The sequence below is a fragment of the Oenococcus alcoholitolerans genome (genome assembly GCF_051852995.1).
Taxonomy (GTDB): domain Bacteria; phylum Bacillota; class Bacilli; order Lactobacillales; family Lactobacillaceae; genus Oenococcus; species Oenococcus alcoholitolerans.
Genome location: NZ_CP176042.1, coordinates 402403 through 420868 on the forward strand (window position 1 = coordinate 402403; position 18466 = coordinate 420868).

An 18466-nucleotide genomic window follows, 5' to 3' on the forward strand; every position below is an offset into this window, starting at 1 on the left:
AATGAGCTTTATTTACAAATTAGTCGTCAATTCTTTGATTTTTATAATTTTTAACTATATTTTCCCAGCTGGATTGACGATAGTAGATTGGACAGCGGCCCTAGTAGCTGCCATTGTTTTAGCACTTTTGAACACGTTTTTAAAGCCGCTGCTTCAACTTATTTCTCTGCCGATCACTGTTTTGACACTCGGTTTATTTAGTATAGTTATCAATATGCTGGTTTTAGCCATTGACGATTATCTGGTTACCGGCATAACTATTCATGGCGTTTTGCCCTTGTTTTTCTTGAGCTTGCTGTTCAGTTTGGCGCAAAGCTGGTTAACTACCTTGGAGGTCAGATAGATGGAAGATAGGATCGTAACAGTTAAAGATTTAGTCAATCATACCGCTTTAAGAGTGGCATGGGGGGAGGATCATTTAGATAGACCCATCACCGTGCCGGATATTGCCCGTCCCGGTTTACAATTAACAGGTTTTTTGGATTATTTCGAACCTAGGCGTGTCCAATTATTAGGGGTTAATGAGACTGAATACGTTAAAACGATGTCTACCGAACAGAAATATACTATTTTCAAAAAATTAGCTAGTCCGATGACACCGGCTTTTGTTATTTCAACTGATTTAAAGATTCCCAGTGAGCTGATAGATGTGGCAAAAAGTTGTGAAATACCTGTTTTGACCAGTTCGCTGACTTCGTCGCGCTTATTATCTAATATGACTTATTATCTCGGTGCTCAACTGTCAGAGAGAAAAAGTCTGCATGGTGTTTTGATCGATATAAATGGTATTGGTGTTCTTTTGACGGGTGATCCGGGAATAGGAAAAACCGAAGCTGCTTTAGAACTTATCCAGCAAGGCAAAGCTCGTTTGATCGCTGATGATAGAGTTGATATTTATGCCGAGGATGAACAGCGTTTAGTCGGTGCTCCAGCTGAGGTATTGACCAACTTGATGGAAGTTCGCGGTATTGGCATAATCGATGTTTTGCAGACTTATGGTGCAGCGGCTATCAGAGATCATACAACGATCGTTTTGAATATTGATTTAAAAAGAACTAATGATAAAGTTAAGGATTTTGATCGTTTGGGCGATGCCGGGGCTGTTTTAAGTATCCTCGGCATCCAAATACCTAGGATGGAATTACCGGTGACCTCAGGCCGGAACACATCAAGTGTTATCGATGCTGCTGCTTTAAAGTATCGTACCGAAAGAATGGGATTTGATGCCTTATCCACTTTAGAGAAGCGTCAAGATAAATTGATCAAGGAAAATGAAGTCAATGACCACAAAGGCATATAAAATAGCTGTTATCGGGGCTGGCTCTTGGGGGACAGCTTTGGCTTCGACTTTTGCTTTGAACGAAAATTCAGTCATGATCTGGGGCCGCGATAAAGATGATATTGATGATATTAATAATAATCATCAAAATCACCGTTTTTTAAAGGATGCAAAATTATCGGACAAGTTAAGAGCTAGTACTGATCTTAAAGAAGTACTCGCTGATGCAAAGATCATTCTATTGGTCGTTCCGACAAAGGCCTTGCGCGAGGTTGCTAAAAAAGTTTACGCAAGTTTGGATCGATTATCTTTAGATGACCCGGATCAGCTTATTTTTGGGCATGCGATCAAAGGCATAGAGGCCGGTACTAATAAAAGGATCAGCCAAATGATAGCTGAAGAGATTCCTTTTTTGAGTGAAAAAGATTTATTTTTTATTTCCGGGCCATCACATGCCGAATCAGTCGTTCAAAAAGCAATAACTCTAGTATCTGTTGCCGGTTCAGACCAAGAAAAAGTTAAGTCAGTCCAAAATGCTCTTTCCAATGCTTTTTTTCGTGTCTATACCAATCGGGATTTGATCGGGTCTGAATATGCTGCTGCTTTAAAAAACGTTTTAGCGATCGCCGGCGGGATCGTTAAAGGACTCGGTATGACTGATAATACGCAGGCTGCTTTGATCACCAGAGGTCTGGCCGAAATGCGCCGTTTGGGGGTTTCGTTAGGTGCTAAAGCTGATACTTTCGATGGTTTGGCCGGTCTTGGTGATTTGATTGTTACTGCTATGTCAAACAATTCTCGAAATTTTAGGGCCGGTTTGCAACTTGCGGATGGTAAGAATATTGATGAGATCGAAAAAGATATGGGGATGGTCGTTGAAGGATTCAATACAGCAAAAGCGGTCGTTGATCTATCATTGAAAAAAAATATTTCAATGCCGATCAGTCAAAGTATCTACAAAATTCTTTATGAAAATGCGAAAATAGATACTGTAGTTGCTGATTTAATGAATCGGCCGCTTAATTCGGAGGATTAATTTAATGCAAAAAAAAGTTAAAAAAGCTGTTATCCCAGCTGCCGGCCTCGGCACACGTTTTCTGCCTGCCACTAAGGCATTAGCTAAGGAAATGTTACCGATCGTCGACACTCCGACGATTCAATTTATTGTCGAGGAAGCCATAAATTCTGGAATAGAAGACATATTGATCGTAGACGGAAAATCAAAGCGTTCTATTGAAGATCATTTTGATTCTAATACCGAGCTTGAAGACAACCTTTCAGCAAAAGGCAAAGACAAATTATTAAAACTAGTTCAAGATACGACTGATCTCAATATTTACTTCATTCGCCAATCGCATCCGCGCGGTCTTGGCGATGCCGTTTTGAAAGCAAAGTCTTTCGTTGGCGACGAGCCTTTTGTCGTGATGCTGGGCGATGACCTTATGACTGACAAAATTCCTTTGACTAAACAACTGGTCGATCGGTTCAATCAGACTGGGCAATCAACTTTGGCTGTTACCGAGGTCCCGCATGAAGATACTTCTAAGTATGGAGTTATTGATCCTGATAAGGAAGTTTCTGACGGATTATACGAAGTGCGTAATTTTGTTGAAAAACCTCGTCCGCAGGATGCACCTTCTGATTTGGCGATCATCGGCCGCTATCTTTTTACACCAACTATCTTTGATGAACTTGAAAATACTGAACCGGGCAAGGGTAATGAGATCCAATTAACTGATGCGATCGAGACATTAAACCATAAGGAACACGTTTATGCCCATAAATTTAACGGCAAACGATATGATATAGGATCCAAAATCGGTTTTTTGGAAACTAACATAGAATTTGGTTTGAAACATCCCGATACTAAAGATGAACTTAGATCTTATATCAAAAAAATAGCAAAGACTCTTTGATATTTTTTATTTAATCGCCCTTTTTCGGGCGTTTTTTAATACCGTTGATACAATAAATAAGCTGTGTTAAACTAACTTGAAGTAAGTAATTAAGGAGAAAAAATGACCCAGGAATATGATGTTGTGATTATTGGGGCTGGACCTGCCGGCATGACAGCTGCCACTTATGCCAGCCGTGCTAATTTGTCGGTTTTAATGATCGATAAGGGTATTTATGGCGGGCAAATGAATAATACAGCTGAGGTGGAGAATTATCCTGGATTCGATTCTATTCTCGGACCTGATCTGGCAGAAAAAATGTATGCTAGTTCAACACAATTCGGGGCCGAGTATACTTTTGCGGAAGTCCAAGATGTTATCGATCAAGGTAAAACAAAAAAGATCATTACCGATAGCGGCGATTATCAGGCAAAGGTCGTCGTTATTGCCAGTGGTGCTGAGCATCGCCATTTAAACATCCCCGGAGAGGATGGCTATTCAGGACGCGGTGTTTCCTACTGTGCTGTTTGTGATGGTGCCTTTTTTAAAGACGAACAAGTCACAGTGATCGGCGGCGGTGATTCTGCTTTAGAAGAAGGACTTTATTTGGCTAATTTGGCAAAAGAGGTCACGATCGTGCATCGTCGCAATAAGTTAAAGGCTTCTCAAATTTTTCAAAAAAGAGCTGCTGCTGCTGATAACGTTCATTTTCTGTGGAATAAGGATACTCAAGAAGTCATTGGCGATAAAGAAAAAGTCACAGCAATAAAACTGCGTGATAACGTGAATGGAGAAGTTTCCATTTATCCGACTAGCGGTTTGTTTATCTATGTTGGCATTTATCCAAATACTAAAGGATTGGAAAATCTTGGTATTTTAGATGATAAAGGATGGGTATTGACTGATGAAAATATGCAAACAGCAATTCCCGGAATTTACGCGATCGGCGACGTTCGTAAAGATTCTATTCGCCAAATAGCTTCTGCTACTGGTGATGGTGCGGTTGCTGGAAAATTACTTTTCGACTATATTCAAAGTCTTTCGGACCAGTCGGTAAAAGCTTGATATAATCGATACAGTATGAAAATCAAAGTTATTTCTTTCGGATATAAATATCAGCTGATGCCAAAAGCCTCGATCGTTTTTGATCTGCGTTTTTTGGACAACCCGTATTGGGAACCAGGAATGCGCACTATGAGCGGCTTAGATAAGAAAGTTTTTGATTATGTAATGTCGGTTCCCGGTGCAGAGGAGTTTTATCAAGACTTCAAAAAAACCACTGATTTTATTTTACCTTTAGCCAAGAAAAAAGAGGATAAGGGCGGTGATATCGAGTCGATCATCACGATCGCTTTTGGCTGCACCGGTGGTCAACACCGCTCAGTTGCTTTTGCGCGCCGTTTAGGCAGTGATCTAAAAAAATCCGGTTATCAAGTTGAAATCCAGCATCGTGATTTGGAGAAATCTTTGCAAAAAGAAATCGAGCGGGTAAAACAAGAGGAGAGAGAAGCATGAGCGAAAAGAAAAGAAATGTCGTCGTTATCGGCGGCGGCTCGGGTCTGCCGGTTATTTTGCGGCCTTTGCGCGATTGTAATGTTGAGGTGACTGCCGTTGTAACTGTTGCTGATGATGGCGGTTCATCAGGTGTTTTAAGGAATTTTATGAACATCGTACCGCCTGGAGATATTCGAAATGCCCTTGTTTCTTTGTCTCTTCTGCCTGATGATTTTTTGAAGATTTTTCAATACCGGTTTGATTCTTCTGATGAATTTTTTAAAAATCATGCTTTGGGTAATCTCATAATCGCTGCCATGACAGAGATGTCCGGAGACATTTTTGGAGCTGTTCAAAAACTCGGCCGCTATTTGATGATTTCGGGGAAAGTTTATCCGGTTGCAAACGTTCCGCTGGTTTTGCATGCCGATTTTTCTGACGGCAGCAGTATTAACGGCGAACACGAGATTACTTTTGCCCATAAGTCGATCCAAAAATTATCGATTTCCACGGAAAAAGGGCAAGTACCTGTACCTGCTTCTGAGGTACTCTTAGCGATAAATAATGCCGATATGATCGTTTTCGGGCCTGGATCCTTGTATACCTCGATCTTGCCCAATTTAGTCATTCCAGCAGTCGGGAAAGCTGTTAAAGCAAGCAAGGCGAAGAAGGTTTTCATCGCTAATATCATGACGCAAAAAGGCGAAACGGATCATTATACTGATGCCAGCCATATAAAGGCTATCTATCGCAATGTATGCCCGGGTATCATTGATTATGTTTTAACCAATACCGCACTTGTTCCGGAAGATTATATTGATTTTCAAAAGTGGGACGAGATATCTACTCAGGTAAAAGTTGATACTGAAAATGATTTAGAGCTTGGTGTCAAGCCGATCACTGGTGATTTTCTTCGTTTACAGGACCAAGGAGCCTTTCACGATGGCAAAAAGATAACAGAAAAACTGCTTAATATCCTTGATGGCAAAATTTAATGACCTTTACGCAAAAATTAAAAAAAGAATTATCCATTTTACCGATCGATTCGCGGACTGCAAAGTCGGAATTATCGGTTTTTTTGCGTTTGAACGGACTGTTCCAATTCAGCAGGTCTGGCAACAGGATCGAGATCCAAACACAGAACCCTGCCAGCGCGCGACGTATTTATATTTTGATTTCGACTACCTATCACAGCGATATCGAAACGAACATTGAAAAAAGTACTAATAAAAATTTTAAAAATCTGCATAGCTATAGTCTTTTTGTTTCTGACAATAGCGAAAGGATCCTTAACGATCTGGAAATATTCCCATTTTCCGGCCAAAGTCCAGTTCCTAGTTCTTTTTTAAGATATCGAGATCAGCAGCGGGCATTCATGCGGGCAGCTTTTTTGTCGGCCGGTTCTATGAACGACCCTGTAACTAAGGATTATCATTTAGAAATAGCTGCTTCCAACAAGTTCCTCATCGAACAGCTCTCCAGAATGATGAACCGCAAGTTTTTTGCTTTAGATGCCAAAACGACTGATCGTCGTAACAAAAGAATGGTGTATATTAAATCAAGTGAGCATATTTCCCGTTTTTTGTCAGTTATCGGGGCAACTTCAGCTATGTTGGAATTCGAAGATTCACGGATAATGTCTGACATGCGCAACTCGGCTAATCGGTTGGCAAATGCTGACAATGCAAACGTGACTCGGCTTACCCGCGCTGCTCAAAAACAGATCGAATCTTTGAAATTATTAGAGCGAAAGGGTCTGCTTGATAAATTACCGGAAAAATTAAAAACAGTGGCTCGGCTGCGTTTAGCTAACCCTGATGCGGGTCTTTCCGATCTCGCGGACATGATCGATGATCAAAAATTAACTAAATCTGGAATAAATCATCGGATGCGAAAACTGATGGAGATCGCATTTGAAAATCAGGATCCGGATCAAGAAAAAGTTTGACCTTTACTGACCATTGAATTATACTGTAGTTATTCAAAGTTAAGGAGGCATCATTATATGTGGCCTGGAGTCATAGAACAAACCGCAAACGGTCGAGAAAGTTACGATCTTCCCAGCCGTCTGCTTAAGGACCGAATCGTTTTGGTCCAAGGCGAAGTTGAGGATCAGATGTCAACTAGTGTTGTTGCACAATTGCTTTTCTTGGATGCTCAAGATTCGTCAAAAGATATTTACATGTATATAAATTCACCAGGAGGATCTGTTACTGCTGGTCTGGCCATCGTGGATACGATGAATTTCATTAAATCAGATATTCAGACTATCGTCATGGGAATGGCTGCATCGATGGCGACCATCATTGCTTCTTCCGGTACTAAGGGCAAGCGTTTTATGCTGCCTAACGCTGAATACTTGATCCATCAGCCGATGGGTGGTGCAAATGCCGGAACTCAACAAACTGATATGTCGATAATTGCTGACCAGTTATTGAAGACACGCCGCAAGTTGAACCAGATCTTGGCTGATAATTCCGGTCAGAAACTTGAACAGATTCAAAAAGATACTGAAAGAGATCATTGGATGGATGCTCAAGAGACCTTGGACTATGGTTTGATAGACAAGATTTTAGTAAATAGCAAAAAACAGCAAGATAAGAAGTAATTTTAAAGGGATCCTTGGATAGGGTCTTTTTTCTTAAACTTTTTATATCACAAATGTAAAATATAACACATATGTGATATAATATCAGTTGAGGAGGTTTCTATGGAAATAGATATTAAAGCGTATCTTAGCGACCACCATTTGACGATTTATCAAGTGGCCAAAGCTGGCGGATACGGATATACGACTATCCATAAATCTTTTAATAAGCCTCAATCAGATGCTACCAGTCTTAATTTGAGAGACCTGCAGGCGTTGGCCAGAGCTACTGAGTCGACCATGTGGGAAGTTTTAAAAGATCTCGAAACCAACTATTTAGAAGATTAAGGAGGAATAAAATGGCAGAAGACTATTTTAACAATGATCCTTTCAATTCTATGGATGACATATTCAATAATTTAATGGGAAGAATGAATGGTTTGAATTCTGAATCCCGTTATCTTATCAATGGACGCCAAGTGAGTCCTGAGGAATTTGCTGAATATAGGCGGACAGGCAAACTGCCTATAAATGGAAAATTTCAAGATTTGGATGCAAATAGTCAATCATCCACTAATCATGGGTCGCAAATTAAAAAAGGCGGCATTTTGGATAAATTAGGACGTAATTTGACTGAAGAAGCTCGTCAGCACAAATTGGATCCGGTCATCGGCCGCAACAAAGAAATTCAAGAAACAGCGGAGATCTTAAGCCGCAGGACTAAAAATAATCCGGTGCTGGTTGGGGATGCCGGTGTTGGAAAAACAGCTGTTGTTGAAGGATTAGCTCAAGCGATCGTCGAAGGAAACGTACCAGCTGCTATCAAGGGCAAGGAGATCTATTCGATCGATATATCTTCTTTGGAAGCAGGCACGCAGTATCGCGGAAGTTTTGAACAAAATATCCAGAATCTGATTTCTGAAGTTAAGAAATCAGGTAAAATAATTCTTTTCTTTGATGAGATCCACCAAATTCTTGGTGCAGGTACTACCGGCGAGGAGTCAGGGTCTAAAGGTATGGCTGATATTTTGAAGCCCGCTTTGAGTCGCGGAGAAATATCTGTGATAGGAGCAACCACTCAAGACGAGTATCGTAATACGATTCTTAAGAATGCTGCTTTAGCACGCCGATTCAATCCCGTTACCGTTAACGCACCAAGCCCAGAAGATACATTAGCTATCTTAAAAGGTGTTCGTTCCTTGTATGAAAAACATCATCACGTAAAGTTTCCTGATGAAACTTTGAAAGCGGCCGTTGATTATTCAGTCCAATATATTCCACAGCGTGCTTTGCCTGATAAGGCGATCGATCTGGTCGATATGACAGCGGCACATTTGTCAGCTCAGCATCCGGTCACTGATAAAGTTAGTTTAGAAAACAGTTTAAAAGATGCTCGTTCTCAACAGGAAAACGCTGTTGAAAAAGAGGATTATGAGGCTGCGGCAAAAGCGAAGAAAAAAGTGGAGCAGATCCAGGCAGATTTAAAGAAAGTTTCTGACGGTCAAGATAACAATGAAGTCGCAGCGACACCTAATGATATTGCACAATCAGTTGAAAGATTAACCGGTATCCCAGTTTCAAAGATGGGGGCAAGCGATATTCAAAGATTAAAAGGCATCGCTGGTCGCTTGAAGGGCAAAGTTATTGGCCAAGATGAAGCGGTCGCAGCTGTTGCACGGGCTGTCAGAAGAAATCGGGCCGGTTTTGATGAAGGCAATCGTCCTATCGGAAGTTTTCTCTTCGTTGGTCCGACCGGTGTTGGAAAAACTGAATTAGCCAAGCAATTAGCGTTAGATATGTTTGGCTCTAAGGATGCGATCATTCGTCTGGATATGTCTGAATATTCTGATTTGACCGCCGTTTCTAAATTGATCGGGACCTCGGCAGGTTACGTTGGTTATGAGGATAATTCAAATACTTTGACTGAAAAAGTAAGACGTAATCCTTATTCGATCGTCTTGCTCGATGAGATCGAAAAAGCAAATCCACAGGTCATCACTTTATTGCTTCAAGTTTTGGATGATGGCCGTTTGACCGATGGTCAAGGCAATGTTGTTAATTTCAAAAACACCGTTGTGATCGCTACTTCTAATGCCGGGTTCGGCAGCGAAGAAGCTGAAAAAGCAGGTCAAGGCAAGAAATTGATCGAAAGATTGGAACCATATTTCAGGCCTGAATTTCTCAACCGCTTCAATGCTATCGTTGAGTTCAATCACTTGAGCAAAGAGGATCTTGGCCAAATCGTTGATTTGATGCTGACAGAGGTCAATCAAACACTTGGCAAAAAAGGTATCAGCTTGAAAGTCAGCCCGCAAGCAAAGCAGTATTTGATCGAACAGGGATACGACCAAGCTCTCGGAGCGCGTCCATTGCGCCGCGTTATCGAACAGCAGATTCGCGATAAAGTAACCGACTTCTATCTCGACCATCTAGATGTTAAAAAATTAAGAGCTGATATGAAAGACGGCACGATAGTCATCGATCAAGATAATAATTAAATGAACAGTAAAAAACTCTTCTCTTATTTTAAGAGGAGAGTTTTTTTATCTTAAATAGGAAACCGGTTTTTGTACATCCACTTTGGTTCCGTTGTATTTATTTTCGACCCATTTTCTGATCGACTTTTGATGATAAAGACCGACTAATTTCTTATAATTCTGATCGTTGCGATTTTTGTAAGCAGTTGCCAGAACGTTTATATTTCCTCGAGTACTTTGATTGATTTTTTCGTGGAAAATAGAATCTTTCAAAACATTCAAATGTCCTTCAAGGGCCACGGTATTTGAAATCAAAACCGCATCAACTGAATGAAGGACACGCGGACCGGTCGTATCGTCGATTTCTCTGAATTTCAAATGTTTGGGATTAGAAATTATGTCATTTGTATTTCCAAGCGTATCGAAACCATTTTTAAGTTTGATCAATCCAGCAGCTTGCAAAAGAAGGAGTCCCCTCGAAGTATTAGCCGGGTTGTTGGCTATTGCGATCGTAGCACCATCCGGGATGTCGCTGATTTTTTTATATGAATTTGAGTAAATACCGAGCGGTTCTAAGTAAGTTGTGCCCAACGCGATAAGCGAATGCCCTTTATGATCGTGATCGTAGGCTGCTAAATAATCGTAGGATTGAAAAGCATTGACATCGATGTTATTTTCTGCAGTAGCGTTATTTAGTTGAACACCATCGCTTACCTGCCGTACCTTTATTTTCAAACCTAATCGTTTTGCCTGACTGCTTTTGGCTATGTGCTGCCAAATGTCATAATCTGATCCCATCGATCCGATAGTTATCGTCTCGCTGCTGTTTTTTGTTGAAGAGCCATTTAATGCATGGATGCCAAAAGCAGCGGCAATTATTATTATCAGTACGGCCAAACTAATGTATAAGTTTCTTAATTTCATGGTTTTGTTCCTTTCTTTTACATATGAACTGTTTTTCTGGCTAACCAATCACCGATTACTTGTATCAAGAAGACCATTATCAAGATGACTATCATAGCTGCGAAAGTGACATCATTTTGGAAACGATTGTAACCGACTGTGATAGCAATATCTCCTAGACCACCGGAACCGATCGCACCAGCCATCGTTGTAAGACCTATTAGGCTGATGATCGTCAGCACTGATGCTCTGATGATATCAGGCAGGCCTTCTCTCAGATAAACTCTGAAAATTATCTCGCGGCTGCTAGATCCCATTGCTTGTGCAGCTTCGACAACTTCTGGATCTATCTGTTCTAATGCATTTTGTACTTGACGCGCGTAAAACGGAAATATACCAATTATTAAAGGGACTAAAGCAGCTGTTGTACCGACTATCGTACCGACTAAAAATCTTGTTAGAGGAGCGATAACCGCTAAGAGGATGATAAACGGAATAGAGCGAAGCACGTTTACGATTTTATCGACGATATTGTATATGAAACTGTCTTCGCTGATCCCGCCTTTTTGAGTAATTATCAGTACGATGCCGGTAGCTAATCCTAAAATTCCGGCGATTATTGATGAAAAAAATGTCATATATATCGTTTCCCAAATCGCTTGAAGAAACTGCGGCCAAATAGCTATGAGATTTGGAAAAAATTTTTCAATCACTATTCACTTGCCTCCTTGAAATGTATCTTCCGGCTGAGAACGCCGTTTTCCTTTAGAAAATTCAAAGCTTGATCGGTCGTATTATTTTCTCCAGAAATAATTACTACCAAATAGCCGATGGCGGCATTATTTATTCGTTCGATCGAACCAAATAATATATTGGTATGCAGATGAAAATTAATAGCTAATTGGTACATCAGATCCGTTGTTGCTGATTTGCCTTTAAAGGTCAATTGAAAAATTTTATCTTCTTTTTTCAGGGTTTTAATGATTGGATCATGCTTTAATTTCGATATAAAACTTTTTATTTCTGAAGATCTTTCAATAAATTTTTTGCTTACCTTAGATCGGGGTTCGGAAAAAATTTCTGCGACATGGCCTTGTTCGACTATTCTGCCTTGATCCATTACGGCTACTCTTTGACAGATGGCTTTTATTACATTCATTTCGTGAGTTATCAAAACGATCGTTAATCCTAATTTTTCGTTGAGATCTTTTAATAATTGCAAAATCGATTGGGTGTTTTCTGGATCCAGGGCGCTTGTAGCTTCATCGCTGATCAATATTTCTGGATCATTAGCTAGGGCTCTGGCAATGGCAACTCTTTGTTTTTGACCGCCTGATAATTGATCCGGGTATGAACCGGCATATTCTGCCAAACCTACTAATTTTAATAATTCTTCCGCTTTTTCTCGACGATCTTTTTTTGATATTTTACTGCTTAGAAGAGGATATTCGATATTATTTAAAACTGTTCTCGAGGGAAAAAGGTTGAAATGCTGGAATATCATACCTATTTTTTTTCTTAAATTCAGTAATTCTTTTTGGGGAAGATCACTGATATTTTTTCCTAAAATATTTGCTTCGCCGGAATTTATTTTTTGCAAGCGATTAATTACTCGTACCAAAGTGCTTTTACCTGCACCTGAATATCCGATCACACCGAATATCTCGCCTTGATTTATTTGCAGATCGACCTCTCGGATCGCCTTTATCTCTCGTTTGCTTTCTTGAAAGGACACGCTGACCTTTTTGAGATCGATAATATTTTCCTGCGCCATTTTTTGTCCTTTATCAATTGAATCTCATTCCGCCGTCAACCAAAAGCGATTGTCCGGTAATGTATTTAGCTGCATCAGAAACGAACCAAGCAACTACTTCAGCGACATCAGAAGGCAAAGCTTCTCTGCCTAAAGCTATTTCCTGCAGGACGTTTTTTTTGCTGCTCTTTGACAGATATATGCTTTATTTCAGCAGTTCTTTTGTCGATAGCATCTCGCAAGGGTGTCCTGACGACCCCTGGATCATAAGCATTGACTGTTATTTGATCAGCTGCTAATTCTTTGGCAGCTGATTGTGTTAGACCTCTGATCGCAAATTTGGAGGCTGAATAAGCGCTTTGCAAAGCTGATGCTTCTACACCGGCCAATGACGCTGCGTTCACGATCCGGCCGCCATGACCTTGTTTTTGAAATTGCAGAGCAGCAGCTTGAATGCCCCAATAAGTACCCTTCAAATTGACATCAAGCAGACGATCGATCTGCTCCGGCTTTGATTTCACAAAAGGTTCGATGAATGCGATTCCAGCATTATTGATAAAAGCTGATAGAGGCCCAAGCTCTTTAACTGATCGTTGGACTAAATCAAATACAGATTTTCTATCGGCAACATCCAACTGATATTCTTTGGCTTCGTATCCTGAAGATAGCAGCTTTTCAGTTGTCTTCTTTGCTGTTTTTTCGTTGATATCAGCAACGGCGATCGTATAACCGTCTTTTGCTAAACGATATGCGATCGCTTGTCCGATACCTTGGCCGGCGCCAGTTACTATTGCTAACTTTGTCATTTTTTCTCCTTAAAATAAAAAAACGCTCCTGTATTTGTATACAGAAGCGAATTTCGCGTTACCATTCTGATTTCTTATTTAGTTGCCTAAATAAGCTTTGCAACCATCTTTTTTAAAAATGGCGTGCTCTATAACGCGAGCCACTCCGTCTGATGCTTTTCCTAAAGATTCGCACCAGCCAATCATCGGCCATTTTCAACTAAACGATGTTTTTGCCGGTTCACACCATCTCCAGCTCTCTGAGAAAACCCGTTAGTTTACTTTCCGAATCGACTTGTTTAGATTTAATATTTATCGATTGCTTTCAAGCCTATCCACTTTCTTACTTTTTGTCAACTTAATATTTTATCCTTGATAAAGTTTTACCGGTATCAAAGGCATTTTTGAAAATTCTCTTTTGGGATCTGCCATCCTTTTGAAAAGAAATTCAATTAGATAGTCGGAAATAGTATCGATCGGCTGGACGATCGTTGCAAAGTCGTCTAAATATCTTCTGAAGAAAGTCGTACCATCATAACCGATCATATTTGGTATCTTTTGATCATTTTCTTTGAAAGCTTTTTTTGCTAGCAGAGCTGTCGTATCGTTATTAGCGAAAATGCCGTCAAAATCATTATCTTTGAATATTTTTTTGAAAATTTCGTATTTTGTTTGTTCGCTGAATTGGAGATCAGGATAATCAAAAATTTGGTACTTTGCCCCGGCTTTTTTTATGGTATTGGATGCTCCGATCGATCTTAAGATAGTGGGGGATTTAGATTGATCGTTGTCGGTTATGATAGCGATGTTTTTTGACCCTTTTTTCAAAAGATATTCAGCCGCCAGCTGGCCGCCCTTTAAATTATCAGAAGATATGATCGGTATTTTGTCTGAAAGAAATCTATCGAATGAAACGATCGGCATATTTACTTGTTCGTATTCTCTGATGCCCAAATTGTGAGATCCGGTAATGATCCCCTCGACCATATTTCCATCGAGCATTTCTAGGTAGCGACGCTCAGCTTCGGTGTTGGCGGCTGAACTGGCGATGATTATTTTGTAGCCTTTGCCTGAAAGTTTTTGTTCCAAGCTGTTGACTAATTCCGAGAAAAATGGATTTGAAATCGTTGGAAAGATCAAACCGATAAATTTAGAAGATTTTCCTTGTAATGATCTGGCTAACGCATTCGGGTGGTAGTGCAGATCATTTACTGCTTTTAAAAATTTGTCATGCGTCTTTTTAGAAACGTGAGGAAAATCATTTAGGACCCTGGAAACGGTCGTTACGGTTACTCCGGCGCGCTTTGCAACATCTTGAAGCTTTACTGTCATTTGTTTTAAACCTCTATTGTCATATTTTAACAATTTTCGGACAATTTGATATTGTTTTCACAAAATAGTTGGTTTAGTTACTGTACAACGTTTGATAATAATTCTTTTTCATGTTATCTTATTAACAACAGTTCTTTGATTTGAATATACACGAATTGTTACTTTAAGAGAGTAAAAAACCAGATGAGCAAACATTCAATCCTTACCAAAATAGCCTTTCTGTCTGTTTCTTTTATGCTTACCAGTGCATATGCTATTCAGGGAGCTCTTCCGCAGATGAAAAGTGCCTTAAATATCACACAGACCCAGTCCGAATATTTGGCAACTACACCATCATTTGCAGTTATGTTTTTTGTTATATTGTCTCCGTTTATAGCATCTTATTTTCACTTAACGGAAAAGAAGGTCATTATGACGGGGCTTTTTATTACTGGATTTACTGGTATCGTTCCTTTTTTTACCAACGACTATTTGATCATCCTTATTTCCAGGTTCTTTTTGGGAGCTGGTCTGGGACTGTATAATTCACAGGCTATTTCGATGATATCGGCTTGGTATCAGAATCACGAACGTTCATCGATGCTTGGCTGGCGTGCAGCTGCCGAACAGATCGGTCAAGCTTTCACTTTGCTTGTCGCGGGCGCCTTGTTATCTGTTGATTGGCACGCTTCTTTTCTGGTCTACTTTTTATCTTTTGCGATACTGATACTTTTTTATTGGCGTGTTCCAGAGGAAAATGCTGTTAAAAAACCAGCAGCCTTGGATCGACCTGCGAGCGCAAAAAACGATTTTGAAGTTGAAAAGATCAGTCCCATGGTCTACGTTCTCGTTATTTTCGCTTTTATTCTAGTGGTCGATTTCGTAGGTATGGAAAATCGTTTTTCCGGCTTAGCTGTTTCTATGCTTGGAGGATCTTTTACTGGATCTTCGATGTTTCTTTCAGCAATGCTCATTGGAGCGACTTTGGGCGGTATTTTTTATGGAACGATTAAAAAATATCTTGGTTTTTCAACCATCTATCTTGGTCTTGGTTTGATGGCTGTTTCTAATTTTTTGTTTGGTCTGGCTGGAAACAATTTCGTAATCTTGATCATCGGTCTGCTGCTCGTTGGTTTTCCTTTGCAATTGGTATCGCCATTTATTTTTAATATGCTGCCGTCGCTGGTACCAGCCAAAAAACTGCCGCTGGCCACTTCTTTTATTCTGATAGGTTTTAATCTTGGCGCTTTTTTGTCGCCAAGCTGTGCCAAATTGTTTAATTTGTTATTGGGACAGCCTGATAAAGGACTCTCGTTAGCAGCTCCCTTTCCGATCTATGGCTTGATCATTTTGATGATATTTTTGACGATATTCATTTTCAGAGTGGCCAGGAGCAAGCAGCAGAAACAAAGTCCGGAAACTATTTAATTTTTTAAGGAGAAAATCATGCCGATCAAAAATAAAGCAATGCTTATAACTTATGCCGATTCATTAGGCAAAAACATCAAGGAATTGCATCAGATCCTCGACCAATATATTGGTAAATCTATTGGCGGAGTGCACCTGCTGCCTTTTTTCCCATCTACTGGCGATCGCGGATTTGCACCATCCGATTACACAAGAGTCGACAGTTCTTTTGGTGATTGGAACGATGTTGAATCACTTGGAGAAAAATACTATTTGATGTTTGACTTTATGATCAATCATATTTCTCGCGAATCAATCATGTACCAAGATTTTAAAGAAAAACATGATCGATCAGAATACAAGGATTTTTTCATCCGTTGGGAGAAGTTTTGGCAAGAAGCTGGTCAGAAAAGACCTACTCAGGCTGATATCGATTTGATCTACAAGCGTAAAGACCGAGCTCCGATCCAGGAAATAGACTTCGCTGATGGAAAAAAAGAACATCTTTGGAACACTTTCGGTGATGAACAAATAGACATAAATGTTAAAAGCGCAGCTGCCCAAAAGTTTTTTAAAGAAACCTTGGAAAACATGGTCAAGCACGGCGCCGACTTGATCAGACTTGATGCTTTCGCTTATGCGATCAAAAAAATAGATACCAATGATTTTTTTGTTGAACCTGAAATTTGGGACTTGCTTAATCAAATCAGAGATATCTTAACGCCTTTAAAAGCTGAAATCCTGCCAGAGATCCATGAGCACTACACGATACCGCAAAAAATATCGCAGCATGATTTCTTTATATATGATTTTGCTTTGCCGATGACAACTCTTTACACTCTTTATTCAGGCAAGACCAATCGATTAGCAAAATGGTTGAAAATGTCGCCTATGAAACAATTTACGACCTTAGATACTCATGATGGGATCGGAGTTGTAGACGCGCGCGATATTTTAACTGATCAGGAAATAGATTTTGCTTCCGAAGAGCTTTATAAAGTTGGTGCCAATGTTAAAAAGACTTATTCTTCGGCCAGCTATAACAACCTTGATATTTATCAGATAAATTCCACTTATTATTCTGCTCTAGGGAATGATGATAAAGCCTATTTGCTTAGCAGAGCCTTTCAAATTTTTGCGCCGGGTATTCCGATGATCTATTACGTTGGTTTGCTCGCTGGTTCAAATGATATCGAACTTCTCGAAAAAACAAAGGAAGGCCGAAATATAAATCGTCACTATTACACAGCACAAGAGGTAGCAGGAGAAGTTAAGCGTCCAGTCGTGGCAAAATTACTTCAAATGCTTGCTTGGCGCAATGACTTTGCTGCATTTGACCTTGATGGCAGCATTGACGTACAGACTCCAAGCGACACGACCATTAAAATTGTCAGAAAAGACCAGGCCGGCAAAAATGTTGCCATTTTGGAAGCTGATGCTCTGGACAAAACTTTTAAAATAACTGCTAACGATAAAATTATCATGAACGAAACAGTTGCAGATACTCGTGAGTTATAATTTAATTTGCTTATTTAAAATCCCCGGATCGTAGAGCCGGGTTTTTCTTTGGCCATTTAAGGAGGAAAAGAATAGTGTCTAGAGTTCCAAAATTAGACGATGTCGCAAAATTAGCGGGAGTATCGACAGCAACAGTTTCTCGTGTAATCAATCACTATGGCCCGCTGAGTCAAAAAACAATAAATAAGGTGCACCAAGCGATGGAAACCTTAAATTATCATCCCAATGCTTTGGCAAGAGCCATGCAGGGCAAATCATCAAAATTTATTGGTTTGATATTTCCTAATTTGACCAATCCTTTTTTTGCCGAGCTAGTTCAAAATTTAGAATCTAAGCTTTTTATGAAAGGGTATAAAGTCATTATTGCTTCTGCTGCGGAAAATGAGCAGATCGAGCATGATTATTTAGGAATGCTGATGGCTAATCAGGTAGACGGTATTATTTCTGGCTCTCATAACTTACAGGTCAAAGAGTATCAAAGGATCTCAGCCCCGATCGTTTCTTTTGATCGCCATTTAGCCAAAGATATACCGGTCGTTTCAGCTGATAATTATCAAGGAGGGAAATTAGCAGCTCAGTTTCTATTTAAAAACAAAGCCGAAAAGATCGCTGTGTTGGTAGATGAGGATACATCCGTTTCACCAACTTTGGATCGTCTGCAGGCGGCGATAGATTTTTTTACAAAAAATAACGTTTCTTTTGATCCTCTTGATAGTAACGAAATAGAGCTAGAAAAAGTTTTTCCAGGCCCTTACGACGGTGTGATCGCAAGTAATGATATATCAGCTTTAAAAATCGCTGCTATTTTCCAAAAAAATGGTTCGATTCTAAACAAAGATTTTTTTATTACCGGCTATGACGGCAGCCGGGTTATCAGAGAGATCGCTCCACAGTTGCCGACTGTTATCCAGCCGATCGAAAAAATCGCCGAGGTCTTAGTATCTACGCTGCTTCAACAGATCGATGACCCGAATAAACAAGCAGTTTCGACGATCTTACCGGTAGCTTTTTGGCCGGGTCTGAAAGATAAGTAAAAACCCATCAGGAATACTGATGG

At 40.0% G+C, this 18466-nt stretch carries 17 protein-coding genes, 2 pseudogenes and 1 other annotated feature; of the genes and pseudogenes, 14 read left to right on the top strand and 5 right to left on the bottom strand.

All coding sequences use genetic code 11. The features are described from left to right. The first annotated feature begins 1 nt into the window (after position 1). From ACKP2L_RS02485 to ACKP2L_RS02535, 11 genes and pseudogenes are all read left to right on the top strand, one after another. Positions 2–343 (top strand): phage holin family protein, encoded by a 342-nt coding sequence (locus ACKP2L_RS02485; protein ID WP_439425803.1) that lies wholly within the window; start codon positions 2–4, stop codon positions 341–343. Continuing rightward, positions 344–1300 carry an HPr(Ser) kinase/phosphatase gene (gene hprK / locus ACKP2L_RS02490; RefSeq protein ID WP_439425804.1) on the top strand — a complete coding sequence of 319 codons (957 nt, stop codon included), beginning with the start codon at positions 344–346 and terminating at the stop codon, positions 1298–1300. Continuing rightward, a complete protein-coding gene (locus tag ACKP2L_RS02495) occupies positions 1281–2315 on the top strand; it encodes an NAD(P)H-dependent glycerol-3-phosphate dehydrogenase (RefSeq protein WP_439425805.1) in 1035 nt (344 codons plus the stop codon). Before hprK ends, ACKP2L_RS02495 begins: the two co-directional genes overlap by 20 nt. A 4-nt stretch (positions 2316–2319) precedes the next feature. Next, positions 2320–3195 (top strand): UTP--glucose-1-phosphate uridylyltransferase GalU, encoded by an 876-nt coding sequence (gene galU, locus ACKP2L_RS02500; RefSeq protein ID WP_439425806.1) that lies wholly within the window; start codon positions 2320–2322, stop codon positions 3193–3195. Between the two features lie 102 nt (positions 3196–3297). Continuing rightward, positions 3298–4239: a thioredoxin-disulfide reductase gene (gene trxB / locus ACKP2L_RS02505; RefSeq protein WP_439425807.1), complete on the top strand. Its 942-nt coding sequence runs from the start codon at positions 3298–3300 to the stop codon at positions 4237–4239. A gap of 15 nt (positions 4240–4254) precedes the next feature. Then, positions 4255–4689: a RapZ C-terminal domain-containing protein gene (locus ACKP2L_RS02510; RefSeq protein ID WP_439425808.1), complete on the top strand. Its 435-nt coding sequence runs from the start codon at positions 4255–4257 to the stop codon at positions 4687–4689. Then, entirely contained in the window at positions 4686–5663 is a 978-nt protein-coding gene (locus ACKP2L_RS02515) for a gluconeogenesis factor YvcK family protein (RefSeq protein WP_439425809.1), read from the top strand. Before ACKP2L_RS02510 ends, ACKP2L_RS02515 begins: the two co-directional genes overlap by 4 nt. After that, entirely contained in the window at positions 5663–6616 is a 954-nt protein-coding gene (gene whiA, locus ACKP2L_RS02520) for a DNA-binding protein WhiA (protein WP_439425810.1), read from the top strand. Before ACKP2L_RS02515 ends, whiA begins: the two co-directional genes overlap by 1 nt. A gap of 57 nt (positions 6617–6673) precedes the next feature. Continuing rightward, on the top strand, positions 6674–7276 hold the full coding sequence (locus tag ACKP2L_RS02525) for an ATP-dependent Clp protease proteolytic subunit (protein WP_439425811.1): 603 nt from the start codon (positions 6674–6676) through the stop codon (positions 7274–7276). Between the two features lie 102 nt (positions 7277–7378). Continuing rightward, a complete protein-coding gene (locus ACKP2L_RS02530; RefSeq protein WP_439425812.1) occupies positions 7379–7603 on the top strand; it encodes a transcriptional regulator in 225 nt (74 codons plus the stop codon). A 251-nt stretch (positions 7604–7854) separates the two neighbouring features. Next, positions 7855–9753, top strand: a pseudogene (locus ACKP2L_RS02535) (AAA family ATPase); the annotation flags it as partial. Positions 9754–9798: 45 nt separating this feature from the next. On the opposite strand, the gene ACKP2L_RS02540 reads toward ACKP2L_RS02535, so the two are convergent. The 5 genes and pseudogenes from ACKP2L_RS02540 to ACKP2L_RS02560 form a co-directional block, all read right to left on the bottom strand. Continuing rightward, positions 9799–10656 carry a MetQ/NlpA family ABC transporter substrate-binding protein gene (locus ACKP2L_RS02540; RefSeq protein ID WP_439425813.1) on the bottom strand — a complete coding sequence of 286 codons (858 nt, stop codon included), beginning with the start codon at positions 10654–10656 and terminating at the stop codon, positions 9799–9801. 17 nt (positions 10657–10673) lie between these two features. Continuing rightward, on the bottom strand, positions 10674–11273 hold the full coding sequence (locus ACKP2L_RS02545; RefSeq protein ID WP_439425814.1) for a methionine ABC transporter permease: 600 nt from the start codon (positions 11271–11273) through the stop codon (positions 10674–10676). Between the two features lie 74 nt (positions 11274–11347). Further along, on the bottom strand, positions 11348–12409 hold the full coding sequence (locus tag ACKP2L_RS02550) for a methionine ABC transporter ATP-binding protein (RefSeq protein ID WP_439425815.1): 1062 nt from the start codon (positions 12407–12409) through the stop codon (positions 11348–11350). Between the two features lie 13 nt (positions 12410–12422). After that, positions 12423–13194, bottom strand: a pseudogene (locus ACKP2L_RS02555) (acetoin reductase). Between the two features lie 39 nt (positions 13195–13233). Next, positions 13234–13476 (bottom strand) — a binding site (T-box leader). 63 nt (positions 13477–13539) lie between these two features. Next, positions 13540–14505: a LacI family DNA-binding transcriptional regulator gene (locus ACKP2L_RS02560; protein ID WP_439425816.1), complete on the bottom strand. Its 966-nt coding sequence runs from the start codon at positions 14503–14505 to the stop codon at positions 13540–13542. A 183-nt stretch (positions 14506–14688) separates the two neighbouring features. On the opposite strand from ACKP2L_RS02560, the gene ACKP2L_RS02565 reads away from it, so the two are divergent. The 3 genes from ACKP2L_RS02565 (at position 14689) to ACKP2L_RS02575 (ending at position 18443) form a co-directional block, all read left to right on the top strand. Further along, complete coding sequence (locus ACKP2L_RS02565; protein WP_439425817.1) at positions 14689–15912, top strand: MFS transporter; 1224 nt, start codon at positions 14689–14691, stop codon at positions 15910–15912. 18 nt (positions 15913–15930) lie between these two features. After that, on the top strand, positions 15931–17409 hold the full coding sequence (gtfA, locus tag ACKP2L_RS02570) for a sucrose phosphorylase (RefSeq protein ID WP_439425818.1): 1479 nt from the start codon (positions 15931–15933) through the stop codon (positions 17407–17409). A 74-nt stretch (positions 17410–17483) separates the two neighbouring features. Further along, on the top strand, positions 17484–18443 hold the full coding sequence (locus tag ACKP2L_RS02575; protein WP_439425819.1) for a LacI family DNA-binding transcriptional regulator: 960 nt from the start codon (positions 17484–17486) through the stop codon (positions 18441–18443). The last annotated feature ends 23 nt before the right edge of the window (positions 18444–18466 follow it).